Genomic DNA, 24,943 nt, shown 5'->3' on the forward strand with positions numbered 1-24,943 from the left:
CTCCAGCGCACGCAATCCTTTCACGGCGGTTTGAGTTGGGATAGAGAGGGGCTGATCCGTCTCTCTTTCCCCCGGAATTGCCATGGCTGCACCCAAGAAAAGCGTCGCGAAAGAATCAGGGCAGGAGAAGGCAAACGGGTCCCCACCGGAATTCACCAAGGCGCAGGAACTGGCCGCGCTGCGGGACATGCTCTTGATCCGCCGCTTCGAGGAAAAGGCCGGCCAGCTCTACGGCATGGGTGCGATCGGCGGGTTCTGCCATCTCTATATCGGCCAGGAAGCTGTGGTGGTCGGAATGCAGATGGCTCTGAAGAAGGGCGATCAGGTAATAACCGGATACCGTGACCACGGCCACATGCTGGCCTGCGGGATGGACGCCAACGGCGTCATGGCCGAACTCACCGGCCGCCGCGGCGGCTACTCCAAGGGCAAAGGCGGCTCCATGCACATGTTCAGCATGGAGAAGAATTTCTTCGGCGGCCACGGTATCGTCGGCGCCCAGGTTTCGCTCGGGACCGGCCTTGCTTTCGCCAATCGCTATCGCGGCAATGATTTCGTCAGCGTCGCCTATTTCGGCGACGGCGCATCCAACCAGGGCCAGGTCTATGAGAGCTTTAATATGGCGGAGCTGTGGAAGCTCCCGGTGATCTATGTGATCGAGAACAACCGCTACGCCATGGGCACGTCGGTGACGCGCTCCTCGGCCCTGACCGATTTTTCCAAACGCGGCGCCTCCTTCAACATTCCGGGCCAGCAGGTCGACGGCATGGATGTGCGCTCCGTGAAGGCCGCCGGGGACGAGGCGGTCGCCTGGTGCCGCGCCGGCAAGGGGCCGTTCATCCTGGAAATGCAGACCTATCGCTACCGCGGCCACTCGATGTCCGACCCGGCGAAATACCGGACCCGCGAAGAGGTCGAAAAAATCCGCACCGACCAGGACCCGATCGAGCAGGTGCGCAACCGCCTGCTGGCCGCCAAGGTCAGCGAGCAGGAGCTGAAGGCGATCGACGCCGAGGTCCGCGAGATCGTCAACGCATCCGCCGATTTCGCCCAGCGCGATCCCGAGCCCGATCCGTCCGAGCTCTGGACCGACGTCTACAGGTAATTCAACCGCATAGTTCGTAAAACGTGGGACCTGGTTTGCTGCTCTCGCGACCTGCAGATCAAACGAGCGCAGAACCAACTGACGAGTGATTTTCGGGAGCCGATATGCCCATTCAAGTGCTGATGCCTGCGCTGTCGCCCACCATGGAGAAGGGCAATCTTGCGAAGTGGCTGAAGAAGGAAGGCGAGCCGATCAAGTCGGGCGATGTCATCGCCGAGATCGAGACCGACAAGGCGACGATGGAAGTCGAGGCGACCGATGAGGGCACGCTCGGCAAGATATTGATCCCGGAAGGCACCGCCGACGTCGCCGTCAACACGCCGATCGCGACCATTCTGGCCGACGGCGAGAGCGCCGCCGATCTCGGCAAAGCGAGCGCGCCGGCGCAAGCGGCCAAGGCCGCGGAATCCGCGCCCCCCGCCGAAGCCAAAGCGGAAGCGCCGCAGCCCAAGGCCGAGAAGGGGCCAGCAGCGCCGCCGGCCGCGGTCGCCGAGCCCGATCCGGAAGTCCCCGCCGGTACCGAGATGATCACGCAGACCATTCGCGAGGCGTTGCGCGATGCGATGGCGGAAGAGATGCGGCGCGACCCCGACGTGTTCATCATGGGCGAGGAGGTCGCGGAATATCAGGGCGCCTATAAGGTGACCCAGGGGCTCTTGCAGGAATTCGGCGCGCGGCGCGTGATCGATACCCCGATCACCGAGCATGGCTTTGCCGGCGTCGGCGTTGGTGCTGCGATGTCGGGGCTGAAGCCGGTCGTCGAATTCATGACGTTCAATTTTGCCATGCAGGCGATCGACCAGATCATCAACTCCGCGGCCAAGACGCTGTACATGTCGGGGGGGCAGATGGGCTGCTCGATTGTATTCCGCGGCCCGAACGGTGCCGCCGCCCGCGTCGCCGCCCAGCACAGTCAGGACTACTCGGCCTGGTACTCGCAAATTCCCGGGCTGAAGGTGATCGCGCCGTTCTCGGCGGCCGACTACAAGGGGCTGCTCAAGGCCGCGATCCGCGATCCCAACCCCGTCATCTTCCTCGAAAACGAAGTCTTGTACGGCCACACCGGCGAGGTGCCAAAACTCGACGACTACGTGATCCCGATTGGCAAGGCGCGTATCGTTCGCTCGGGCAAGGACGTAACGCTGATCTCGTGGTCGAATGGCATGACCTACGCGCTGAAAGCCGCCGACGAGCTCGCGAAGGAAGGCATCGAGGCCGAGGTGATCGACCTGCGCACGCTGCGCCCGATGGACACCGAGACGATCATCAACTCGGTAAAGAAGACCGGCCGCGCGGTGACGGTGGAAGAGGGCTGGCAGCAGTCCGGCGTCGGCGCCGAGATTGCCGCCCGCATCATGGAGCAAGCCTTCGACTATCTCGATGCGCCGGTCGCGCGCGTATCCGGCAAGGACGTGCCGATGCCCTATGCCGCGAACCTCGAAAAGCTCGCATTGCCTTCCGTTGCCGAGGTGGTCGCAGCCGCCAAGGCCGTTTCTTATCGGTAAGCCCATGGCCGGTCCGAACGAACAACCGCTGCCGCCGGACGTGATCGGCCGCGAGGACGCCGTTGAAGTCCTGCGCGCCTTCGTCGTCGATGGTGGGCTCTCGATCGCGTTCCAGCGCGCTTTCGAGGAACCTGACATGTGGGGCCTCTTGCTGGTCGATATCGCCCGCCACGCCGCCCGCGCCTATGCGCGCGAGAGTGGCTACACCGAGGACGAGGCGCTCGCGCGCATCGTCGAGATGTTCGAAGCCGAAATCAACCGGCCGACCGACATGGGCTCCACCACGCCCCGGTCGCAACAGGGTCACTGACGATGCCGATCAACATTTTGATGCCCGCGCTGTCGCCCACGATGGAAAAGGGCAACCTTGCCAAGTGGCTCAAGAAAGAGGGCGACAAGGTCAAGTCCGGCGACGTAATCGCCGAGATCGAGACCGACAAGGCGACGATGGAAGTCGAGGCGGTCGACGAGGGCACGATTGCCAAGATTCTGGTGCCGGAGGGTACGCAGGATGTCCCCGTCAACGACGTGATCGCGGTGCTGGCCGGCGACGACGAGGATGTGAAGGCGGCAGGCGCCGCGCCCGCGCCGAAGGCTGCTGAAGCGCCCAAGGAGGCACCCAAAGAAGCGCCCAAGGAAGCACCTAAGCCTGCTGCCGCGGCAGCGGCGCCAACACCTCCGCCCGCAGCGGCTTCCGCGCCTGCCCCTCAGGCGGCGGCGCCTGCCAAGGGCAACGGCCAGGCCCGCATCTTCTCGTCGCCGCTCGCGCGCCGTCTCGCCAAGGATGCGGGCATCGATCTTTCGCGCATCAACGGCTCGGGCCCGCATGGCCGCGTCGTCGCCCGCGACGTCGAGGATGCGAAATCCGGCAAGGGCCTGAAAGCCCCGGCCGCCGCGCCTGCGGCGGGTCCGAGCATTGCGCCTATGGGCGCGTTTGCGCCCGGGATGTCCGACAAGCAGATTTTGGCGCTGTTCGAGGAAGGTTCCTACGAGATCGTGCCGCATGACGGCATGCGCCGCACCATTGCGCAACGGCTGACCGCGTCGGTGCAGACCGTGCCGCATTTCTATCTGACGATGGACTGCGACATCGGCAAGCTCCTGGTCGCGCGCGAGGAGATCAACGCCGCAGCCCCCAAGGACAAGGAAAAGAAGCCGCTCTACAAGCTCTCGGTCAATGACTTCGTCATCAAGGCGATGGCGGTCGCGCTGCAAAAGATTCCGAATTGCAACGTGAGCTGGACCGATGGCGGCATGGTCAAGCACAAGCACTCCGACATCGGCGTGGCCGTGGCCATGCCCGGCGGCCTGATCACGCCGATCATCCGCAAAGCCGAGACCAAGACACTCTCCACGATTTCGTCCGAAATGAAAGACTTTGCCGCGCGCGCGCGGGCGCGCAAGCTGAAGCCGGAAGAATACCAGGGCGGCACCACGGCGGTGTCCAACCTCGGCATGTACGGCATCAACCACTTCACCGCCGTGATCAATCCGCCGCACGCGACGATCCTTGCGGTCGGCACCAGCGAGGAGCGTCCCGTGGTGCGTGCCGGCAAGATTGAGATCGCGCAAGTGATGAGCGTGACACTGTCCTGCGATCACCGGGCGATCGACGGCGCGCTCGGCGCCGAGCTGATCGGCGCCTTCAAGCAGTTGATCGAAAACCCCGTCATGATGATGGTATGAGGCGAGGATAACCGCACCGTCATTGCGAGCGCAGCGAAGCAATCCATCGCATCGGCGACAAGGTGGATTGGTTCGTCGCAAGGGCTCCTCGCAATGACGGAGAACTGTGATGGTCGCACCACGATAACGAGCACATAGCCATGGCCGACAATTCCTTCGACGTCATCATCATCGGCTCCGGCCCCGGTGGCTACGTCACCGCGATCCGCTCGGCGCAGCTCGGCTTCAAGACCGCGATTATCGAGAAATCTTATCTCGGCGGCATCTGCCTGAACTGGGGCTGCATCCCGACCAAGGCGCTGCTGCGCTCCGCCGAGATCTTTCACTACATGCAGCACGCCAAGGATTACGGCCTTTCCGCCGAGAAGATCTCGTTTGATCCGAAGGCCGTCGTGCAGCGCTCGCGCGGCGTCTCGAAGCGGCTGAATGACGGCGTCGGCTTCCTGATGAAGAAGAACAAGGTGACGGTGATCTGGGGCGATGCGTCGATCGACGCGCCCGGCAAGGTCACAGTGAAGAAGTCGCAGGTCGAGGCGCCAAAAGGCGCGTTGGGCGAGGGCGCCTATCAGGCCAAGCACATCATCATCGCCACTGGCGCGCGGCCGCGCGTGCTGCCGGGGCTCGAGCCCGACAAGAAACTGGTCTGGACCTATTTCGAGGCGATGGTGCCGGATCGGATGCCGAAATCGCTGCTGGTGGTCGGCTCCGGCGCGATCGGCATTGAGTTCGCCTCGTTCTTCCACACCATGGGTGCTGACGTCACCGTGGTCGAGGTGTTGCCGCAGATCCTCCCGGTCGAGGATGCGGAAATCGCTGGCCTCGCGCGAAAACGGTTCGAGAAGCAGGGCATCAAGATTCTCAGTGATACCAAGGTCACGAAGCTCGAGAAGAAGGCCGACAGCGTGGTCGCCACCATCGACGACGGCAAGAAGCCGCAGACGGTCGAGTTCGAGCGGGTGATCTCGGCGGTCGGCGTGGTCGGCAATGTCGAGGGCCTCGGCCTGGAAAAACTCGGCGTCAAGACCGACCGCGGCGTCGTCGTGATCGACGGCTACGGCAAGACCAATGTCCCCGGCATCTATGCTATTGGTGACGTCGCAGGTCCGCCGATGCTCGCCCACAAGGCCGAGCACGAAGGCGTCGTCTGCATCGAGGCGATCAAGGGCCTGCATCCGCACGCCACGGACAAGAACCTCATTCCCGGCTGCACCTATTGCCACCCGCAGATTGCCTCCGTCGGTCTGACCGAGGCGAAGGCGAAAGAGGGCGGCCGCGAGATTCGCGTCGGCCGTTTCCCGTTCGTCGGCAACGGCAAGGCAATCGCGCTAGGCGAGGACCAGGGCCTCGTCAAGGTGATCTTCGACAAGAAGACGGGGCAATTGCTCGGCGCCCACATGATCGGCGCGGAGGTGACCGAGTTGATCCAGGGCTACGTGGTCGCCATGAACCTGGAGACTACGGAAGAGGAGTTGATGCACACCATATTCCCGCATCCGACGCTGTCCGAGATGATGAAGGAGGCCGTGTTGGATGCCTACGGCCGCGTGCTGAATATCTGATGCCGCCGTCATTGCGAGCGAAGCGAAGCAATCCATCTATCCGCTTGCGGCGCTATGGATTGCTTCGTCGCAAGAGCTCCTCGCAATGACGGACAACGAGATCGCTCAATAAGAAAGAAACGAAGCGTGAAAGACAACGACAATTTGACCATTGAACGCCCGACGTTTGTGACCCATCTCGAATGCGCGATGGAAGGCGATCGGTACGAGGCCGACCAGATCCACAATCTTTCCAAGGCCGGCAAGCCGCTACTGGTGCGCTACGACCTCGCTGGCGTGAAGAAGGCGCTGACCAAGGAAGCCCTCGCGCAGCGTCCAGCCGACATGTGGCGCTATCGCGAACTGCTGCCGGTGCGTAAGGTCACGGACATCGTCAGCCTCGGCGAAGTGACGACGCCGCTGATCCGGCTGCCGAAGCTTGCGAAAAAGCTCGGCGGCGGCGAGATCATCGTCAAGGACGAAGGACGTCTGCCGACCGGCTCGTTCAAGGCCCGCGGCCTTGTGATGGCGGTGTCGATGGGCAAGGCGCTTGGTATCAAGCACATGGCGATGCCGACCAACGGCAATGCGGGCGCGGCGCTCGCGGCCTACGCGACGTCCTGCGGCATCAAGACGACGATCTTCTGCCCCGCCGACACGCCGGAGGTGAACGTCAGCGAGATCGAGCTGCAGGGCGCCACCGTCTATCGCGTCAACGGTCTGATCGACGATTGCGGCAAGATCGTCGGCGAGGGCAAGGCAAAAGCCGGCTGGTTCGACACCTCGACGCTGAAGGAGCCTTACCGGATCGAAGGCAAGAAGACGATGGGCCTCGAGCTCGCCGAACAGCTCGGCTGGGAGATGCCCGACGTGATCTTCTATCCGACCGGCGGCGGCACCGGCCTGATCGGCATGTGGAAGGCGTTTGCCGAACTGGAAGCCATCGGCTTCATCGGCGCGAAGCGGCCGCGGATGGTCGCGGTGCAGGCGTCCGGCTGCGCGCCGATGGTGCGCGCCTTCGAGAACGGCACCGAGCACGCCCCGCGCTGGGAGGATGCCCACACCATTGCCTCCGGCATCCGCGTGCCCCAGGCGGTCGGAGATTTTCTGATCCTGCGCGCGGTCCGCGAGAGCAAGGGATTTGCGATCGCGGTGTCGGACGAGAAGATTTCTGCTGCGCTCAACGAAGTGGCGCGCGAGGAGGGCCTGCTGTTGTGTCCGGAAGGGGCGGCGACGTATGCTGCCTATCAGCAAAGCCTTGCCGACGGCCGCGTGACGAAAAACGATCGCGTCATGCTGTTCAATTGCGCGACAGGGCTTAAATATCCGCTGCCGCCGGTCACGCGCACGCTCGATCGCCACCAGCCGATCGACTACGCAAAACTCTGACCATCGCGCGGCGGAATGTGATGGGAGCATGAGATGCGAAAGATCATTCTGGCCGCGATTGCAGTGCTGGCGTTCGGTGGTGTTGGGGCAGCGCAAAGCTTTCCCTCGCGTCCGGTCACCATCATTGTGCCATTCTCCGCCGGCGGTCCGTCGGATGCGATGGCGCGGATTCTCGCCGAGCGCATGAAGGCCTCGCTCGGCGAGCAGGTCCTGGTCGAGAACGTGACCGGGGCGGGCGGTTCGGTCGGCGTCGGCCGCGCGGTGCGATCGCCGCCTGACGGCTACACGATCAGCTTTGGCCATCTCGGCACCCACGTTGCCAATGGCGCGGTTTACAAGCTTGGCTACGATCTCGTCACCGATCTCGAGCCGGTCGCGCTATTGCCGAGCAACCCGATGATCATCGTCAGCAAGAAGGCGGTTCCCGCAACCTCACTGAAGGAATTTCTGGCATGGCTGAAGGCGCAGCCGGCCGCGCCGATCGCGGGCACCGCCGGCGCCGGGTCCGGCAGCCATATCGCCGGGCTCTATTTCGAGAACGTCAGCGGCATCAAGCTGCAATATGTGCCGTATCGCGGCACGGGACCGGCGATGAACGATCTCGTCTCCGGACAGATCGATATGATCGTCGACCAGACCTCGAACTCGATCGGGCAGGTACGCGCGGGCAATATCCGCGCCTATGCCATTACCGATAGCAAGCGCGTGGAATCCGCGTCCGACATCCCGACCGTGGATGAGGCGGGGCTGCCCGGATTTCACATGACGCTGTGGTCCGGCCTCTGGGTTCCAAAGGGCACGCCGAAGGACGTCATCGCCAAGCTGAATACGGCGACGGTGGAGGCGCTGAACGATCCGGCGGTGCGCAAGCAGCTTGAAAACCTCGGCCTGCAAATGCCCCCCAAGGACAAGCTAACGCCGGAAGCGCTCGGCGCCTGGCAAAAGGCCGAAATCGCAAAATGGTGGCCGATGATCAAGGCCGCCAATGTGAAGGTGGATTAGCTCCAGGCAGGGAACCTAAGGGGAGTGCGGACGTTTAACGCTCTTATACGGAGCGTACGATGGCTGAAAACGACAACCGATCCAAGGGCACAATCGGACTCATCCTCGGCGGAGTCATCGCCTTGGCTGCGGCGGTATTCATTCTCACCGGCGGTGAATTGGGCGGGACTAAGGACGTGACCAGCGATGCTGACCTTCCGCCGGTCTCCTCGCCTGAAAAGAAATAGCGCGAAAATGGGTTGGTAAGTGTGCTGATTTGTCCGATCTCTTCGGACTGCAGCGGTTAGTCTAAGCTGTCCATGGATCGGACCTACGACCTGTTGTTCCCCAGTCGCGAGTGACCAAATGCCATATCACTAGTCACCGGTCGCTGGCCATTTAGTCGGTGTCGATCATGAGCGACAAACCTTCAAGCACACATTCCCTGAGATCGACGAGCAGCGAAATCTGGCTCGTTGCATCAATGCGTGCGAGCCTTGCGGAGTCGGCAGATCACACAGAATCGATCAGCGTCGAACGGAATGGAACTGTCGAGTTCTGATTCGTCTCAATATCGGTCGCAGGCCGGAAGGCGACTTTCACACGCTTGCAGGATTTGCGATTGCTCTACTCGGCAGAATACCCCTGCCATTGGCGACCAGTTCGCTTGGGAGGGGTGGCGATTCCGGATCGTTGATATGGACGGTTCGCGGATTAGCAAGGTTCTTGCATCAAGAGACTGAACGATCCGGCTGTACGCGAACAGCTTGAAAATCTCGGCCTGCAGATGCCGCCCAAGGACAAGCTCATGCCGGCGCCTGGTAAAAGGCCGAGATCACAAAATGGTGGCCGATGATCAAGGCGGCCAACGTCAAGGTGGATTAGCCCGGCGCTGCGCGCTTGCTCATGATGTGTCACGATGGCTTACGTATGTGGGGCGTGTAACCGGCGGCCGTCTAACTTCATCCGCCGCTCCCCGGTGAGGCTGCATGGCCCTTGCCGCTTGTTCGAAGCACTGTCGTCACTGAACGCTGGGCAGCCGCTCCAGCGCGACTTGTTGCCACAGCCGAGATAGTCAATTGCGTTTTGACGCAGGTGGTGCCTCAATTCTTTCCGTCTGTTGGAGATGCATGGAATTTCATTGTCTGCCCGGAATGCAGCTATTGACTGGCCTCCGCTGCAGTGGCGCTTTTCGCCGTCAGGATAGCCTGGCCGCGATCATACTGACGATCCATTTGCACGGAACGCTTTAACTCATTATCAGGAGCCTCCCATGAAACGAGCATCGCTATTCACTGCGGTGACACTCACCGTCATCGGCCTTGCAGGCCCGACGCTTGCACAAACGCCGAAAGGCCCACTTGTCAACGGCGAATGGCTGGAGAAGAACCTTAGCGATCCCAAGGTGCGTGTCGTCGAGGTGAGCGTCGAACCGGGCCTGTTCGAACGCGGCCATATCCCCAATGCGCAGAACGTTGTCTGGCACACGGATCTGGTTGACACGGTCCGCCGCGACATCGCTACGAAGGAGAAATTTCAGGACCTCGTCCGCAAGCTCGGCATCGACAAGGATACGACCGTCGTCCTCTACGGCGACAACAACAACTGGTTTGCCGCCTGGGGCGCCTGGATTTTCAAAAGCTACGGCTTCGATAACATAAAGCTGCTCGATGGCGGCCGGAAGAAATGGGAGGCTGACAAGCGTCCCTTCGACAGCCGTGTGGCCTCGGTAGCGCCGAGCCAGGTTTCCATCGGCGAGCCCAACAGCAAGCTGCGCGCGCGGCTGTCCGACGTGAACGACGCGGTGTCGAAGAAGAGCAATGCGACCATCGTCGACATCCGCTCGCCGGACGAATATTCCGGCAAGGTGTTCGCTCCTCCGGGTTCGCAGGAGCTGTCGGTGCGCGCCGGCCACGTCCCGGGTGCGATCAACGTTCCCTGGGTCCGCGCCGTGAACGAGGATGGCACGATCAAGTCGGCTGACGAATTGAAGAAGCTTTATGCAGCAGCGGGCATCGATGATTCGAAGCCGATCATCGTCTACTGCCGCATTGGCGAACGCTCCAGCCACACCTGGTTCGTGCTCTCGCAGATTCTGGGCTATGATGTGCGCAACTATGACGGCTCGTGGACCGAATACGGAAACACGGTTGGCTTGCCCGTCGTCAACGTGGCAGGGACCGTCTGGGGTGGCAAGTGAAGCGCTGACATCGCAGGACAAGGCTTACGCGCATCGCATCGATGCGCCGCAGACCGCAACGGCGCCGGGCTCCCCGGCGTCGTTCGCATTTGTGCCCTCACTCGTGCGCTTGCTGGTCTCGGCTGCGCTTCTGGTGGTGCTGGCGGCGCTGGCTTACGTGCTCCACCTGAACCGCCAGCCAGGTCTTTCGCTCTCGCTTCTCTTGGGCGCAGCCTTCGGCATTGTCCTGCAACGCTCGCGCTTCTGCTTCTTCTGCAATTTTCGCGACTGGTTCGACCGTGGCGATCCGCGTGGCCTGTTCGGAATCCTCGTGGCGCTCGCGGTCGGCATCGTCGGCTATGCCGTCGTGTTCGGGGCGTGGTTGCCCGATCCGTCCAGCGGCCGGCTGCCGCCGGACGCCTTCATAGGCCCGGTGAGCCTCGTCCTGCCGGTTGCCGGCCTCGCATTCGGTGCAGGTATGGCGATATCAGGCTCCTGTGTCAGCGCGCACCTCTATCGCCTCGGCGAGGGATCGGCGACCGCGCCTTTCGCGCTGATCGGCACGGTGATTGGCTTCATTCTCGGCTTCATGAGCTGGAATACGCTCTACCTGACCCAGATCGTTGGCGCGCCCATAGTGTGGCTGCCGCACTGGGTCGGCTATGCCGGCACGCTGGTGGCGAGCCTGATCATGCTCGCTCTCGTCGCGCTCTGGCTGTCGCGCGGCGGCCAGCAACGCTCTCAGCCAGTAGACGATACGCCCTGGCGCAAGATACTGATCCATCGCTGGCCAGCCTGGATCGGCGGAGCGATCGTTGGCGTTATCGGCATGGTGGCGTATCTGCGCGTCGCGCCGCTGGGCGTCACCGCAGAGATTGGCAGCCGCGCGCGTCAGATCGCCTCGGTGACAGGTCTCTCGACCGGCAGGCTTGAGGGACTTGATACGCTGCGGGGCTGTGTCACCGTCATTCGCGACGGTCTCGTTTCCAATAACGGCGCGTTCATCGCAGCGCTCGTTGTCGCTTCCTTTGCCGCCGCATTCGTATCCGGCCAATTCAAGCCGGAGCGGCCGACCGCCGGTCAGGCCAGCCGCGGCGTGATCGGTGGCATTCTGCTTGGCTGGGGCGCCATGACAGGCCTTGGCTGCACGATCGGCACGTTGCTTTCCGGCATCATGGCCGGAGCGCTCTCAGGCTGGGTCTTCGCGGTGGCGGTGTTCACAGGCATCGCCGCCACACTGCTCGTGGGGCGCCGCATCGGGGCGCTAGGTTGAAAGTCGGAGTGCAAGGGCTGGCGGCCGGCCCTTGCAAGTGATTTCAGGAAGTTGTTTGAGTGCCGGACTGCGTTTGCCTTACGCGTTTTTGACGTTTCAGCTTGGAAGATGGCTTCCGCGTCAGTCGGCGTTTCGGTACGGATCTCTCAGGGACGACCACCGGGAAGTCGCGCTGACCTCAGGGCTTGGCACGTTCCGATCGCGTCAGACATCGTCAACGGTACGGATGCGCTCGAAAGCTAAAGGCGGTGTGGGGCGGCGGAGCGTGCAGTCGGCGCGCAGCTTGAGTGCACACCATCTTGTCTGTGGAACTGAGCGAAATTGATCCGGACCCCGTGCCGGAGTTCAAACCGGGCTTTTTCATACAATGATCGCTTTGTTGGCAACAGGCGCCAGCTCCGGCGCGCTACCGGCCGCGCGCAAGCGTGCCCTATGGCAGGCCCCGCGATGTTTGCAAGCGTCAGAGCGTCCCGCATATCGCTGCGCTTATGCGGGCTGCTTGCTGTGACGCCGACGCAGTCCAGCGCCCGGCTCCGACTTGGTCGGCGCCGGACGCTGCAGAACAAGGGTCTGGAGGCGGCCCTTGTTCCTTGATCGCTGCTTACGCGTAGGTGGCCATGTTGGCCATCGCCGTCATTTCGTTGTGGTGGCCGCCGTCGGTGCCGCCACCGGCCAGCACGCCATCGTCTTCGATATCGAAGTGCGCGCCGCCGAGTTCGCCAACCTTCTCGTAGGCGCCATACACGGTTTGGGTAACGTTGATGTCGCTCTGCTTCACCAGGTTGCCGTAGACGGTAATGGTGCCGAGCAGATCCTCGTCATGCGCGCCGGCATTACCCTGCTGGCTGATGACGGTGATCACGCTGTAGTCGTTCCTGCCGTCGCCGTTGCTGTCTTTGTGCTCGATCGACTTGACCTCGGCGGTGTGCGCCGAGATTTCGATCTTGTCGCCCTGGGCGCGGTTGAAGTCGCGGATCACGTCGTTGCCGAAGCCGTCGACCCAGTGATCATGCGTGGCGCCGTTCTCGCCGGTGACGCCAACCCAGTCGATGGTGCCGTCGTCGTTGACATGCTTGGCGACGATCTCGTCCTTGGCGTTCACCATGCCTTCGAAGCGGAAGGTGTCGCCGCCCCTGCCGCCGGTGAGGGTGTCGTTGACCGCCTTGAACGCGGCGGTTTCTTCCGCGAAGATCTGGGTCGTGCCGTCCTGGGCCGCGACCATCTCGCCGGCGTCCGACCGACTGAGCAGCACGTCGTTGCCGGAGCCGCCATCCATGCGGTCAGCGCCGAAGCCGCCGACCAGGAGATCGCCGCCGGAGCCGCCCGAGAGATTGTCGTTGCCCGAGCCACCCCACACCTTGTCGTCGCCGGAGCCGGCGTTGAGCGTGTCGTTACCGGCCATGCCGGCGACCGAGTCCGCCTTGGCACCGGAGTACAAGACGTTGTTGCCCGTCGTGCCGTTCAGATGATCATGGTCGGCGCTGCCGCCCGTAAACCGGGCTAAAAAATCATCGAGACGGCCGTCGTCGAAGAACCTGTTCAGATTGAAGCGTGCCATTAGTCGAACCTCTTACTCAGAGGCCTCACGGACTAGAAACGACCACGGACTTTGGGAAAGCCTCGCGTGATGCGCGCGGGAAGGACGTGAGGCAGGATCCTTCACCCGCATCGAAGAAGAAACAGCAAAACGGGCCCGTGGCTGGACGTGTGCGCGGCGGATTTGCGCTGTGCAGGGGCAATATGGTGACGCGAAAGGCGTTGGCGCGCCGATCCTTGGGCGTGCGCCTCAATTCCAGCCGGCGATGAAAACATCTGCGATAGTTGCGTACCGCGTTGTTCTCTCTCGTATATGAATGACAAGCGCCGATGGTGCACGCGTTGCGAGCCGCATCATTGCGTGACGAAAACTGGCGCAAAAAGTGCCGGTCGCACAAAAATGACGCGATCCCTTTCGAACGCTAGGCATGGCACGGGATGCAATTTTCGGCGTGCGCAATAGCGCAACCCTCGATAGGCGCCGTGGATGTCGCGCGAGCTGCCTTGTCCGATTCGCGGCGAGGCTGGAGGCGGTCTGGGCGCGTCGGGCTATTCTCGCGTTGGACTTGCATTCGCCGTCGCCCTCAGGTTGTGACCGGTTGGAGGCTGGTTCCCTCGAACGAGGTTCTTCGACGGGTTCCGCGGACTTGAAAGCCCGAATAATGGTTGCCGCCGGGCCACGATTGTTGCGAGACTACAACAACAAGGGAACATTTGGTTAACCGGCTCGCCCGCCTCTTGCTTGCGCCGCTTTTTGGCCACACCCCTCCATGAAACCATTTCTTTCATAGCTGATTGGCCACAGCAGGCAAAGGCGACGGGAAATTGCTCCCGAGACCGACAGGGAGATGGCTGGGAGAACAGGTTCCGCTGATGGACGCCAAGACCGACATCAAGAAGAGGTTGCCGAGCCGTCACGTGACGGAGGGGCCGGAACGTGCTCCTCATCGGTCCTATCTCTACGCGATGGGGCTAACCACCCAGCAGATCCACCAGCCTTTCGTCGGCGTGGCGTCCTGCTGGAATGAAGCCGCACCCTGCAATATCTCGCTGATGCGCCAGGCGCAGGCGGTCAAGAAAGGCGTCGCGGCTGCCGGCGGCACCCCGCGCGAATTCTGCACCATCACCGTGACCGATGGCATCGCCATGGGCCACGATGGCATGCGCTCGTCCCTGCCGTCCAGGGAGTGCATCGCCGACTCGGTCGAGCTGACCGTCCGCGGCCACGCCTACGACGCCCTCGTCGGGCTCGCGGGCTGCGACAAATCGCTGCCGGGCATGATGATGGCGATGGTCAGGCTCAACGTGCCCTCGATCTTCATCTATGGCGGCTCGATTCTGCCGGGCAATTTCCGCGGCCAGCAGGTCACGGTGCAAGACATGTTCGAGGCTGTAGGCCGACACTCGGTCGGTGATATGTCGGATGCCGATCTCGATGAAATCGAGCGGGTGGCTTGCCCCTCGGCCGGGGCCTGCGGCGCGCAATTCACCGCCAACACCATGGCGACCGTGTCAGAGGCGATTGGTCTGGCGTTGCCCTATTCGGCCGGCGCGCCGGCGCCTTACGAGATTCGCGACGCGTTTTGCGCCGCCGCCGGCGAGAAGATTCTGGAGCTGATCGCAGCCAACATCCGCCCGCGCGACATCGTCACCCGCCGCTCGCTGGAAAACGCCGCCGCCGTCGTTGCCGCCTCCGGCGGGTCGACCAATGCTGCGCTGCACCTGCCGGCGATCGCACATGAGTGTGGGATAAAATTTGACTTATTCGACGTCGCCGAAATCTTCAAAAAGACTCCTTATGTCGCGGATTTGAAGCCAGGGGGCCGTTATGTTGCCAAAGACATGTTCGAGGTTGGTGGCATTCCGCTTCTGATGAAGACGCTGCTCGACAATGGCCACCTGCACGGAGATTGCATTACCGTCACGGGCCGTACGATCGCCGAAAATCTCAAGAGCGTGAAATGGAATCCGCACCAGGATGTGGTGCGGTCCGCCGACAACCCGATCACCGTCACGGGAGGCGTTGTCGGGTTGAAGGGTAATCTCGCGCCGGAGGGTGCGATCGTGAAGGTCGCGGGCATGTCGAAGTTGAAATTTACTGGTCCTGCCCGTTGCTTCGACCGCGAGGAAGACGCCTTCGAGTCGGTTCAGAAAAAGACCTACAGGGAGGGCGAGGTCATCGTGATCCGCTACGAGGGGCCGCGCGGCGGTCCCGGGATGCGGGAGATGCTCTCGACGACGGCGGCGCTGACCGGGCAGGGGATGGGCGGCAAGGTCGCCCTGATCACCGACGGCCGGTTCTCTGGCGCCACCCGCGGCTTCTGCATCGGCCATGTCGGACCGGAGGCGGCCGTGGGCGGCCCGATCGCCCTGTTGCAGAATGGTGACATTATCGAGATCGACGCCGAGGCCGGAACTCTTAACGTAAAATTGACCGACGCCGAACTCGCCGAACGTAAAACCAAATGGCTGCCTCGACAGACTAACCATACGTCGGGTGCGCTGTGGAAATATGCCCAACAGGTTGGGCCGGCGGTGGATGGGGCTGTGACCCATCCTGGCGGTGCGCACGAGAAACAGTGTTATGCGGACATCTAGGCGTATAATTCTTGCGTTGATGTTGGGGGCCGCGCCAGTGGCTGCTCCCGGATTCGCATTTGATGGCGCACCGGTGAAGCCGGACGCCACGCTCCCCATAATGAACCAGCCCACTGCCGCGCAGGCCGTCACGGCGCAGGCGCTGAAGAAGGCTGCGCCCGCGGCAGCTACCGCTACGGCGACTGCGGTCAACGCGCCTTCGCTGACTTCGCTGCAATACGCCGCCGAGGGTGGCCATCCCGTCGCGCAGTGGAAGCTCGGCCGGATGTATGCTGACGGCGATGGCGTGGTGCAGGACGACCTGCGCGCCTTCGAATATTTCAGCCGCATCGCCAACGCGCATGCCGAGGACAGCCCGTCGGCGCCGCAGGCCGCGATCGTCGCCAACGCCTTCGTGGCGCTGGGGCGCTACTATCTCAACGGCATCCCGAATTCCAAGATCAAGGCGGACACCGAACGCGCCCGGGAGATGTTCTCCTATGCCGCGTCCTATTTCGGCAATGCCGACGCGCAATACGATCTGGCACGGCTTTACCTGAAGACCCCGGACGCCTCGCGGGACGATTTCCGCTATGGGGCGCGCTGGCTTGGTCTGGCTGCCCAGAAGGGCCAGCATCAGGCGCAGGCCATGCTCGGCCAGATGCTGTTCAACGGCGACCGGCTGCCGCGGCAGGCCGCCCGCGGATTGATGTGGCTGACGCTGGCGCGTGACAACGCCGCGCCCGACGAGACCTGGATCCGCGAAAGCTACAATCGCGCCTTCGCCAAGGCCTCCGACGACGACCGCGCCACGGCGTTGCAAATGCTCGAGCACTGGGTGCAGGGCAAGCGGGACTGACGGTCGATTTGTAGGGTGGGCAAAGCGTAGCGTGCCCACCATTCACGTCAACGACTTCCGAGAGATGGTGGGCACGGCGCAAGAGCGTCTTTGCCCACCCTACTATTCTGTCGCTCAAGCCTTCTCCAGATCGAAATCCGCCCAGACCGGCACATGGTCGGACGGCTTCTCCCAGGCGCGGACGTAGCTGTCGATGCCGACGTCGGTCAGGCGGTCGCTGGCCTGCGACGACAGCAGGAGGTGGTCGATTCGAAGGCCCCAGTTCTTCTGCCAGGCGCCCGCCTGGTAGTCCCAGAAGGTGTAGAGGCCCCGTTCGTCGGTCACCGCACGCAGCGCATCGGTCAGGCCGAGGCCGAGCAGGGACTGGAAGGCCTCGCGGGTTTGCGGGCGGAACAGCGCGTCGTTACCCCAGGCGGCGGGGTTATAGACGTCGGCGGCCGCCGGAATGACGTTGAAATCGCCTGCGAGCACCAGCGGCTCTTCTGCCTTCAGCCGCTCTTTCGAGTACTCAAGAAGCCGCGACATCCATTTGAGTTTATACGGGTATTTGTCCGTATCCGGCGGGTTTCCGTTGGGTAGATAGAGGCAGGCGATCCGCATCACACCGGTCTTCAGCGTCACCACGCCTTCGAGGAATCTGGCATGGGCGTCCTCATCGTCGCCGGCCAGACCCGATTTGGTCTCGTCGAACGGCAGTTTCGACAGCAGGGCGACACCGTTGAAGGTCTTCTGGCCGTGGGTGACGACGTTATAGCCAAGCGACTCGAGCTCCAGCCGCGGGAACGCGTCGTCAACGCACTTGGTTTCCTGCAGGCAGACGACGTCCGGCGAGCAGTCTTTCAGCCACGTCATGAGATGCTCGAGCCGCTGCCGGATCGAATTGACGTTCCAGGTTGCAACACGCATGAATTCTGTCCGGATCGTAACTACACAATTTCTGCTGCAGTGGCATACCATGTGCAGCCGGGCTGTGATAACCGTTTAAGAATAAGGCGCAAACATCGCCGTCAAGGGGCAGGAGTAAACCGTCCCGTCCGTTGTGGGACCGGCGAGCGTGAAAATTATGAAAAAGCGTACCTTGATAGTTGTTACCGGCGCCATCGCCATTGCTACCGCGGCCGGCTTCATTACCCGCTCCTCATGGATGGGCGGCAGCAGCAACGCTCAAGCCCCGCAGCGGCCGCGGACGGTTTCGGTCGAAATGGCAAAGGCGGAGCGCAAATCCGTCCCGGTCGATGTCGACGCCAATGGGACGGTGACGCCGATCTCCAGCGTGGCGCTGAAATCGCGGCTGGAAACGACCATCATCTCAGTGCATTTCGAGGATGGCGCCAAGGTCAACCAGGGCGACTTGCTGTTCACACTCGATAGCCGCCAGATCGACGCCCAGATCGAACAGGCCGAGGGCGTGCTCGCCAGGGACCAGGCGCAGCTCGAGGGCGCGCAGCGTGACCTTCGCCGCTTCAACGATCTGGTCGCCAAGGGCGCGACCACGCAGGTCAACGTCGATAACGCCAGGACACAGTCCGATATCCTGACCGGTACCATCAAGGCCAATCAGGCTGCGCTGGACAACCTGAAGGTCCAGAAAAGCTACACCATGATCCGCGCGCCTATCTCGGGCCGGATCAGCGCGGCCAACGTGAAGGCCGGCAATTTCGTGCGCCCCGCCGATGCCACCCCGCTTGCGGTCATCAACCAGATGGCGCCGGTCTATGTGACATTTGCGGTACCGCAGCGCGTGCTGGTCGATTTGCGGGAGTCGATGGCGAAAGGGATCTCCACCGTCACCGCGATGATCCCGGGCCATCGGCGTTCAGAGACCGGCAAGGTCGCGATGGTCGAAAACACCGTGGACGCGACCACCGGCATGGTCACCGTGCGCGGCATTATGGCCAACGAGAATGAGACGTTGTGGCCGGGCACGCTGGTCGCCACCAAGCTCGTCATCCGCAACGAAGACGCAATCGTAGTGCCGACGGTCGCCGTGCAGCGCAGCCAGAGCGGCAATTTCGTCTTCGTGGTCAAGGATGGGGTCGCCAAGGTCCAACCCGTCACGGTCGACCGCACCTCGCAGGGCATCTCGGTGATTTCGGAGGGGCTCGCCGGCGACGAAAGCGTGGTGGTCGACGGGCAATTGCTGCTGTCTGACGGAACGCGGGTCGAGCCGCGGGCTAAAAAGGCCGGGGCGTAACCGATGACCCTGTCCGAACTCTGCATCCGCCGGCCGGTCATGACGACGCTGATCACGGCGTCGATCATCGCGTTCGGGATCTTCGGCTTTCGCCTGTTGCCGGTCTCTGCGCTGCCGCGGGTCGATTTCCCGACCATCGCCGTGACCGCAACCCTGCCGGGCGCGAGCGCGGATACCATGGCGTCCTCGGTTGCGGGCGTCATCGAGCGCCAGCTCTCGACGATCGCCGGCATCTCGTCGATGTCGTCGAACTCCTCGCAGGGCACCAGCACCATCACCATCCAGTTCGACCTCAACCGCAACATCGATGCCGCCGCGCTGGACGTGCAGACCGCGCTGACGATCGCGCAGCGCCGGTTGCCGCGGGAGATGATCATCCCGCCGAGTTTCCGCAAAGTGAATCCGGCCGATTTCCCGGTGCTGTTCGTGGTGCTCGGCTCGTCGACGCTGCCGCTGTCGGCGGTCAACGAGTATGGCGAGATCACGATCGGTCAGACCCTGTCGCAGATTCCGGGCGTCGCCCAGGTCAGCGTCTACGGCGCGCAGAAATTCGCCATCCGCGTCCAGGCCGATCCGGAGGCCGCCGCGGCGCGCGGGCTATCGCTCGAGGACATTCGCAGTGCGGTTTCGGCCGCCAATTCCTCGACCCCGGTCGGCACGCTGAACGGGCCGAAGCAGGACGTGGCGCTGCAGGCCTCGGGCCAGATGGATAAGGCGATGGACTATCGCCAGATCGTGGTGGCCTGGCGCAACGGCTCCCCGGTCAAGCTCGACGAGGTGGCGCGGATCTACGACAGCGTCGAGAACGAGCGGATCGCGAGCTGGCTGAACGGCGACCGTTCGATCGTGCTCGGCATCCAGAAGCAGCCGGACGCCAACACGGTGGCGGTGGTCGACTCCATCCTGGCCAAACTGCCGGTGCTGCGGGCGCAGATCCCGCCATCGGTCTCGATCAACGTGCTGATGGACCGCTCGATCTCGATCCGCCAGGCGGTGGCCGACGTCGAGGAAACGCTTTTGATCGCGATCGGGCTGGTGATCCTGGTGATCTTCCTGTTCCTGCGCTCGGCGTCCGCGACGTTCATTCCGGCGCTGGCGGTGCCGATTTCGCTGTTCGGCACCTGCGCGGTGATGTACGCGCTCGACTATTCCATCAACAACATGACGCTGCTGGCGATGACGCTGTCGGTCGGCTTCGTGGTCGACGACGCCATCGTCATGCTGGAGAACATCGTCCGCCACATCGAGCATGGCATGCGGCCGTTCGAGGCGGCGCTGAAGGGCGCCCGCGAGATCGGCTTTACCATCATTTCGATCACCTTTTCGCTGATCGCGGTGTTCATTCCGGTGCTCCTGATGGGTGGCATCGTCGGCCGCGTGTTCCGCGAATTTGCGGTGACGGTATCGGTCGCCATCCTGGTGTCCGGATTCGTGTCGCTGACGCTGACGCCGATGCTGTGCGCGCGCGTGCTGCGGGCGCATGATCCGAACAGGCGACCGAACATCGTGCTCCGCATCTTCGAGAGGATGTTCGATTCCTGGCTGCGCGCCTATGAATGGACGCTTGACTGGGTGCTGGCCCGAAAATTCCTGATGCTGATGGTGACGCTGGCGACGCTGGGCGGCACCGTCTACCTCTATATGATCGTGCCGAAAGGCTTCTTCCCGCAGGAGGACACCGGCTTCCTGATCGGCGTGACCGAAGCCGCCACTGATACTTCCTTCGATGCGATGAAGGAGCGGCAGCAGGCGCTGGTCGACGTGCTCAGATCTGATCCGGCGATCGACTACATCAACTCCACTGTCGGCTCGGGCGGCCCCAATCCGACAGCGAATTATGGACGCCTGTTCATCGCTCTGAAGCCGAAAAAGGAGCGCGATAACCTCAACACGATCATCGGGCGGCTGCGTGGCAAGGCGCGGCAGGTCCCAGGCATGCAGGCGTTTTTCCAGCCGATCCAGAATCTCAACATCGGCGGCCGGATTTCGAAGAGCCAGTATCAATACGTGATGCAGAGCGGCGACACCGACTCGCTGTACCGGCTGGCGCCGGAAATGCGTGAGAAGATCGAGAGGCTGCCCGGCCTGCTCGACGTCACCACCGACCTCTACATCAAGAACCCGCAGATGACGGTCGATATCGACCGCGAGAAGGCCGCGGTCTACGGCGTCACCGTCGATCAGGTCCGCAACCAGCTCTACAACGCCTATGGCTCGCGCCAGATCGGCACCATCTACATGCCGTCGAACGACTACCAGATCATCCTGGAGGTACAGCCGCAGTTCCGGATCGATCCGTCCGACCTGTCCAAGCTCTACATGAAGACTCAGAACAACCAGACCATCCCGCTGTCGGCGGTGGCAAAACTGGTTCCGACTGTCGGTCCGCTGCAGATCAACCACCAGGCGCAGCAGCCGGCGGTGACGATCTCCTTCAACCTCGCGCCGGGCTATTCGCTGGGCTACGCGGTCGACGAGATCACCAAGCTGGAGCAGGCTTCGAACCTGCCGGCGACGATCGCCACCGGATTCTCCGGCACCGCGCAAGTGTTCCAGGATTCGCTGCGCGGGCAGGGCGTCCTGATCCTCGCCGCCGTGTTCGCCGCCTTCGTCATCCTCGGCATTCTCTACGAGAGCTTCATCCATCCGATCACCATCATCTCCGGCCTGCCGTCGGCCGGTATCGGCGCGATCCTGACCCTGATGATGTTCGGGATGGAAATGTCCGTGATTGCGATGATCGGCATCGTGATGCTGGTCGGCATCGTCAAGAAGAACGCCATCATGATGGTCGACTTCGCGCTGGAGCGTCGCCGCGTCGGCTTAAGCGCCGAACACGCGATCCGGGAAGCGGCGCTGTTGCGTTTCCGTCCGATTATGATGACGACGTTCGCCGCGATCTTCGGCACGCTGCCGATCGCGCTCGGTGCCGGTGCCGGCGCCGAACTGCGCCAGCCGCTCGGCGTCGCGGTGGTCGGCGGTCTCTGCCTGTCGCAACTGCTGACGTTGTACATCACGCCTGTCATCTACATTTATCTCGACCGCATCGACCGCCGCCTGCGGCGCAAGCTCGAACCGCAACTGCAGGAAGCGGGCGAGGGCGAGCGGCCGCACGTGGTCGCCGCCGAATGATGACGTTCGGGCGGACATCGCGATTCATCGCCTTGCTGGTCACGCTCGCATGGGTGGCGGGCACGATCGATCGCGCCAACGCCGATGAGCCGATCGAAATCTTCGACGCCCATCTGCACTACAATTGGGAGCCAAAGCCCCATTTTGGCGTCGACGAGGTGCTGGCGCTGTTCAAAAAGCACCGCGTCACCGGCATCCTCGCGACCAGCCGTCCGAACACCGGCACGCATGCGCTCATGAATGCCAAGCCGCAGGGCCTTTGGATCGTTCCGTTCATCCGGCCCTATCGGGTGCGCGCCGACATCCAGACCTGGTTCGGCGACCCCTTCATCTTCGACCTCGTGCAGGACGAGTTCAAACGCGGCTATTACCGCGGCATCGGCGAATTCCACATCTCGGGCAAGGCGGCCGATACCGAGTGGGTGAAGAAGACCGTCGATTTCGCGGTCGAGCACGACCTCTATCTGCATGCCCATGCCGATGACGTGGCCGTCGAAATCCTGATGCGCCACAATCCGCGCGCCCGCATCATCTGGGCTCATACCGGTTTTGGTCTCTCGACCGACCGAGTCGCCGAGATGTTGTCGAAATATCCGAAGCTGTGGGGCGAGTTGTCCTACCGCGGCGGCATCGTGAACGGCAGCGGCAAGCTGACGGCCGAATGGCGCGCGCTGTTCGAGCGCTATCCCGACCGCTTCCTGCTCGGCTCCGATACCTGGATCAACGAGCGCTGGGAAAGCTACGGAGAGATCATCGCTGGTTATCGCGCCTGGCTCGCGCAATTGCCGCCGAAGATCGCAGCGCAGATTGCCAATGGGAATGCGCGAGCGCTGTTCGGCGCCGAGCGCTGAGCCGAAGCGTGAAGGTCGCCTCAATCCGCAAACTCGCAGCCAAGAGCTTGCGTCCAGCGCTATCGTCGAAGCGAAATTGAGGTGACCTGACGCACAGCGACATCTGTGGGACGCCGATGGGCGCGGCGGTTCTCACGCGGTGAAGACGGGTTTCATCGCCGAAAATGGCAGGACGTAGGAGGTTGTGGAGGTTTCCTGGGCCATTGGCGCGATCATGGTCCGGGTTCTGCCAAAGCACCAGAATTTGTGCTGCCGCGCTCGGAATTGGCATGGAATTGCTTTTGGGACCGCCCCCTGCTGGCGAAGATCACGAGATCAAGCGCTGAACCTTTCTTCCGTCGCTAAGACCCATAGTTGTGTCCGAGCCTGCATGCTGGACAATCCCAGAACGCCAGCCGCTGGCGAGGCACGGCATTCCACATTTTAAATCCAGCAAACGCAGGAGGAGCACATGCGCAAGTCTCTCGCCATTTTCCTTTCTGGCGTGGCTCTGACCATTGCGGCGTCGACCGCTCTAGCCGGAGAGCAGGTACTTGAGTTCAAGCTCGTGACCAAGCCAATCGACTACAAAATAACAGAGGCAGCAAACATCGAAGGCCAAACGGTCGCGTCCGGTAGATTGTTCGGCGTTGCCGTCTTCAAGGACGGCCGTATCGGGGTGAAAGAGTTCGTCAATTCCGCAGACTTGCTCAAAGGCACGGGATCTTTCTACGGCTACAGCACCTACACGTTCGAGGAGGGTTCGATCACGGCGCGTTACACCGGCTCGGTCAAAGACGGCCGGTCAAACGGCGAATATACGATCCTCTCGGGCACGGGTGCCTATGCGAACGCTGCGGGCACGGGCACCATCGAAAGCGCGCCGAACCCGTTCAAGGGCGTCAACCTCTTGAACATAAAACTGGTCGTCAAAACGCCCGGTACGTAAGAGGCCTTACACGCAGACGCGCCTCCGCCACTCTAGTGCCGTGAGGCGCGGCTTGCTCATGCGCACGAGCTATGGCGAGATACTGGCCGGCTCTCGGGCGGGGTTCGCGCAGTTGCCGCCGAAGATCACGGCGCAGATCGCGCGCGGCAATGCGCGGGCACTCTTCGGCGACGGCTGCACGGTTTGAGGGCCTCAATCCGCAAACTGACCCGCTGCCTTGATGATCGGCGCCCAGCGATCGACCTCGCTGATCAGTTTTGTCTTCAGCGCCTCAGGCGTCGCTTCGCTTTGCGGGACAGGTTCCGTGTTGATGTCGTTGAAGCGCTTCACCAAATCCGGGTCGCGCAACGCCTCTTGCAGCGTCTTGGACAGTTTTTGCACGATCTCGTCAGGCGTACCCTTGGGCGCATAGATGCCGTGCCATGCGCCGACTTCAAAGCCCTTCAGGCCCGCTTCGTCGGCGGCCGGCAGATCGGGCATGGACGCGAGCCGTGTCTTCGTCGTGATGGCGTAAGCCTTGACCAGCTTCGATGCGATCGGGCTCGTGGTGTTGGTGGTCTGGTCGCAGGAGAGGTCGATCTGCTTGGCGATCAGATCATTCATCACAGGCGCATTGCCCTTGTAGGGCACGGTCAGGATTTCCTTGCCGACCGCGGTCATGAACAGCATGCCGCAGAGGTGCGACGCGGCGCCTAGGCCGGCATTGCCGAACGTCATCTTGTCGCCGTTGGCCTTGATGTAGGTAACGAGTTCGGCGAGCGTGTTCGGCGGAAGATCGGGCCGTCCGATGATCGTCATCGGCGCATTGGTGACAAGGCCGATCGGCGCGAATGCCGTCTTGGTGTCGTAAGGCAGCTTGCGATACAGCGTGGCGGCGGTGGAGATGCCGATATGGTGGATCAGAAGGGTGTAGCCGTCCGCCTCCGCGCGCGAGGCCCGCGTGGCCGCGATCGTGCCGCCGGCGCCCGTGGCGTTTTCGATGACGATTGTCTGGCCCAGGAGTTTTGACATCGATTGCGCGGTCACCCGCGCGACCGTGTCGGTGGCGCCGCCGGCGGCGAACGGGACCAGCAACGTAATAGGCCTGCTGGGATAGTTCTGCGCCAAAGCGGCGGAACTGAGCATCGTAAGCGTTGCGGCGATGACGGCTGTTTTCCTCATACGTGCCTCCCGTAGAATTTGTTTTGTTTGGCTTTGAACGCAGGCCTCT

Annotated in this window: 20 protein-coding genes and 1 pseudogene; 18 read left to right on the forward strand and 3 right to left on the reverse strand. The window is 62.6% G+C overall.

The features are described from left to right. The first annotated feature begins 82 nt into the window (after positions 1–82). From pdhA to YUO_RS0102590, 11 genes and pseudogenes are all read left to right on the forward strand, one after another. On the forward strand, positions 83–1,105 hold the full coding sequence (gene pdhA / locus YUO_RS0102545; protein WP_028345890.1) for a pyruvate dehydrogenase (acetyl-transferring) E1 component subunit alpha: 1,023 nt from the start codon (positions 83–85) through the stop codon (positions 1,103–1,105). A gap of 104 nt (positions 1,106–1,209) precedes the next feature. Further along, on the forward strand, positions 1,210–2,610 hold the full coding sequence (locus tag YUO_RS0102550) for a pyruvate dehydrogenase complex E1 component subunit beta (RefSeq protein WP_028345891.1): 1,401 nt from the start codon (positions 1,210–1,212) through the stop codon (positions 2,608–2,610). Between the two features lie 4 nt (positions 2,611–2,614). Continuing rightward, on the forward strand, positions 2,615–2,920 hold the full coding sequence (locus tag YUO_RS0102555) for a DUF5076 domain-containing protein (protein WP_028345892.1): 306 nt from the start codon (positions 2,615–2,617) through the stop codon (positions 2,918–2,920). Between the two features lie 2 nt (positions 2,921–2,922). Then, entirely contained in the window at positions 2,923–4,296 is a 1,374-nt protein-coding gene (locus YUO_RS0102560) for a pyruvate dehydrogenase complex dihydrolipoamide acetyltransferase (protein ID WP_028345893.1), read from the forward strand. Positions 4,297–4,436: 140 nt separating this feature from the next. Beyond that, positions 4,437–5,855 (forward strand): dihydrolipoyl dehydrogenase, encoded by a 1,419-nt coding sequence (gene lpdA, locus YUO_RS0102565; RefSeq protein WP_028345894.1) that lies wholly within the window; start codon positions 4,437–4,439, stop codon positions 5,853–5,855. Positions 5,856–5,981: 126 nt separating this feature from the next. After that, positions 5,982–7,223 (forward strand): threonine synthase, encoded by a 1,242-nt coding sequence (locus YUO_RS0102570; protein WP_028345895.1) that lies wholly within the window; start codon positions 5,982–5,984, stop codon positions 7,221–7,223. A gap of 33 nt (positions 7,224–7,256) precedes the next feature. After that, positions 7,257–8,225, forward strand: a complete 969-nt coding sequence (locus YUO_RS0102575; protein ID WP_028345896.1) for a tripartite tricarboxylate transporter substrate binding protein BugD — start codon at positions 7,257–7,259, stop codon at positions 8,223–8,225. Positions 8,226–8,284: 59 nt separating this feature from the next. Next, positions 8,285–8,452, forward strand: a complete 168-nt coding sequence (locus YUO_RS45890; RefSeq protein ID WP_156908446.1) for a hypothetical protein — start codon at positions 8,285–8,287, stop codon at positions 8,450–8,452. A 476-nt stretch (positions 8,453–8,928) separates the two neighbouring features. After that, a pseudogene (locus YUO_RS48835) lies at positions 8,929–9,089 on the forward strand (tripartite tricarboxylate transporter substrate binding protein BugD); the annotation flags it as partial. Between the two features lie 388 nt (positions 9,090–9,477). Then, complete coding sequence (locus YUO_RS0102585; RefSeq protein WP_028345897.1) at positions 9,478–10,404, forward strand: sulfurtransferase; 927 nt, start codon at positions 9,478–9,480, stop codon at positions 10,402–10,404. Further along, positions 10,394–11,656 (forward strand): YeeE/YedE family protein, encoded by a 1,263-nt coding sequence (locus YUO_RS0102590; RefSeq protein WP_235782608.1) that lies wholly within the window; start codon positions 10,394–10,396, stop codon positions 11,654–11,656. Before YUO_RS0102585 ends, YUO_RS0102590 begins: the two co-directional genes overlap by 11 nt. 601 nt (positions 11,657–12,257) lie before the next feature. Here YUO_RS0102590 and YUO_RS43575 read toward each other — a convergent pair. Beyond that, positions 12,258–13,214, reverse strand: coding sequence for a calcium-binding protein (locus YUO_RS43575; protein WP_051379186.1), 957 nt, complete (start codon positions 13,212–13,214; stop codon positions 12,258–12,260). A gap of 851 nt (positions 13,215–14,065) precedes the next feature. On the opposite strand from YUO_RS43575, the gene ilvD reads away from it, so the two are divergent. Continuing rightward, positions 14,066–15,790, forward strand: a complete 1,725-nt coding sequence (gene ilvD / locus YUO_RS0102600) for a dihydroxy-acid dehydratase (RefSeq protein WP_028345899.1) — start codon at positions 14,066–14,068, stop codon at positions 15,788–15,790. Further along, the gene (locus YUO_RS0102605) at positions 15,777–16,628 is read left to right on the forward strand and encodes a tetratricopeptide repeat protein (RefSeq protein WP_028345900.1); all 852 of its coding nucleotides are present in this window, start codon (positions 15,777–15,779) and stop codon (positions 16,626–16,628) included. The genes ilvD and YUO_RS0102605 overlap by 14 nt, the downstream gene beginning before the upstream one ends. Before the next feature lie 114 nt (positions 16,629–16,742). Here the strand turns inward: YUO_RS0102605 and xth are convergent, their stop codons facing one another. Next, positions 16,743–17,534 (reverse strand): exodeoxyribonuclease III, encoded by a 792-nt coding sequence (xth, locus tag YUO_RS0102610; protein ID WP_028345901.1) that lies wholly within the window; start codon positions 17,532–17,534, stop codon positions 16,743–16,745. Positions 17,535–17,691: 157 nt separating this feature from the next. Between xth and YUO_RS0102615 the strand changes: the two genes are divergently transcribed. From YUO_RS0102615 to YUO_RS48440, 5 genes are all read left to right on the forward strand, one after another. Next, complete coding sequence (locus YUO_RS0102615; RefSeq protein WP_028345902.1) at positions 17,692–18,822, forward strand: efflux RND transporter periplasmic adaptor subunit; 1,131 nt, start codon at positions 17,692–17,694, stop codon at positions 18,820–18,822. A gap of 3 nt (positions 18,823–18,825) precedes the next feature. Beyond that, positions 18,826–21,954 (forward strand): efflux RND transporter permease subunit, encoded by a 3,129-nt coding sequence (locus tag YUO_RS0102620; RefSeq protein WP_028345903.1) that lies wholly within the window; start codon positions 18,826–18,828, stop codon positions 21,952–21,954. Then, positions 21,951–22,805: an amidohydrolase family protein gene (locus YUO_RS0102625; RefSeq protein ID WP_028345904.1), complete on the forward strand. Its 855-nt coding sequence runs from the start codon at positions 21,951–21,953 to the stop codon at positions 22,803–22,805. Before YUO_RS0102620 ends, YUO_RS0102625 begins: the two co-directional genes overlap by 4 nt. A gap of 451 nt (positions 22,806–23,256) precedes the next feature. Further along, a complete protein-coding gene (locus YUO_RS0102630) occupies positions 23,257–23,733 on the forward strand; it encodes a hypothetical protein (protein ID WP_028345905.1) in 477 nt (158 codons plus the stop codon). Positions 23,734–23,791: 58 nt separating this feature from the next. Next, on the forward strand, positions 23,792–23,920 hold the full coding sequence (locus YUO_RS48440; RefSeq protein ID WP_283806396.1) for a hypothetical protein: 129 nt from the start codon (positions 23,792–23,794) through the stop codon (positions 23,918–23,920). Positions 23,921–23,925: 5 nt separating this feature from the next. Here the strand turns inward: YUO_RS48440 and YUO_RS0102640 are convergent, their stop codons facing one another. Next, complete coding sequence (locus tag YUO_RS0102640) at positions 23,926–24,894, reverse strand: tripartite tricarboxylate transporter substrate binding protein BugD (protein ID WP_028345906.1); 969 nt, start codon at positions 24,892–24,894, stop codon at positions 23,926–23,928. Positions 24,895–24,943 lie beyond the last annotated feature (49 nt).

The sequence above is a fragment of the Bradyrhizobium murdochi genome, from assembly GCF_000472965.1.
Classification (GTDB): domain Bacteria; phylum Pseudomonadota; class Alphaproteobacteria; order Rhizobiales; family Xanthobacteraceae; genus Bradyrhizobium; species Bradyrhizobium murdochi.

Excerpts from the sequence above, each read along its gene's own strand:
- pdhA (WP_028345890.1), top strand. The coding sequence starts at position 83 with ATGGCTGCACCCAAGAAAAGCGTCGCGAAAGAATCAGGGCAGGAGAAG.
- YUO_RS0102550 (WP_028345891.1), top strand. The coding sequence starts at position 1,210 with ATGCCCATTCAAGTGCTGATGCCTGCGCTGTCGCCCACCATGGAGAAG.
- YUO_RS0102555 (WP_028345892.1), top strand. The coding sequence starts at position 2,615 with ATGGCCGGTCCGAACGAACAACCGCTGCCGCCGGACGTGATCGGCCGC.
- YUO_RS0102560 (WP_028345893.1), top strand. The coding sequence starts at position 2,923 with ATGCCGATCAACATTTTGATGCCCGCGCTGTCGCCCACGATGGAAAAG.
- lpdA (WP_028345894.1), top strand. The coding sequence starts at position 4,437 with ATGGCCGACAATTCCTTCGACGTCATCATCATCGGCTCCGGCCCCGGT.
- YUO_RS0102575 (WP_028345896.1), top strand. The coding sequence starts at position 7,257 with ATGCGAAAGATCATTCTGGCCGCGATTGCAGTGCTGGCGTTCGGTGGT.
- YUO_RS45890 (WP_156908446.1), top strand. The coding sequence starts at position 8,285 with ATGGCTGAAAACGACAACCGATCCAAGGGCACAATCGGACTCATCCTC.
- YUO_RS0102585 (WP_028345897.1), top strand. The coding sequence starts at position 9,478 with ATGAAACGAGCATCGCTATTCACTGCGGTGACACTCACCGTCATCGGC.
- YUO_RS43575 (WP_051379186.1), bottom strand. The coding sequence starts at position 13,214 with ATGGCACGCTTCAATCTGAACAGGTTCTTCGACGACGGCCGTCTCGAT.
- ilvD (WP_028345899.1), top strand. The coding sequence starts at position 14,066 with ATGGACGCCAAGACCGACATCAAGAAGAGGTTGCCGAGCCGTCACGTG.
- YUO_RS0102605 (WP_028345900.1), top strand. The coding sequence starts at position 15,777 with ATGCGGACATCTAGGCGTATAATTCTTGCGTTGATGTTGGGGGCCGCG.
- xth (WP_028345901.1), bottom strand. The coding sequence starts at position 17,534 with ATGCGTGTTGCAACCTGGAACGTCAATTCGATCCGGCAGCGGCTCGAG.
- YUO_RS0102615 (WP_028345902.1), top strand. The coding sequence starts at position 17,692 with ATGAAAAAGCGTACCTTGATAGTTGTTACCGGCGCCATCGCCATTGCT.
- YUO_RS0102620 (WP_028345903.1), top strand. The coding sequence starts at position 18,826 with ATGACCCTGTCCGAACTCTGCATCCGCCGGCCGGTCATGACGACGCTG.
- YUO_RS0102625 (WP_028345904.1), top strand. The coding sequence starts at position 21,951 with ATGATGACGTTCGGGCGGACATCGCGATTCATCGCCTTGCTGGTCACG.
- YUO_RS0102630 (WP_028345905.1), top strand. The coding sequence starts at position 23,257 with ATGCGCAAGTCTCTCGCCATTTTCCTTTCTGGCGTGGCTCTGACCATT.
- YUO_RS48440 (WP_283806396.1), top strand. The coding sequence starts at position 23,792 with ATGCGCACGAGCTATGGCGAGATACTGGCCGGCTCTCGGGCGGGGTTC.
- YUO_RS0102640 (WP_028345906.1), bottom strand. The coding sequence starts at position 24,894 with ATGAGGAAAACAGCCGTCATCGCCGCAACGCTTACGATGCTCAGTTCC.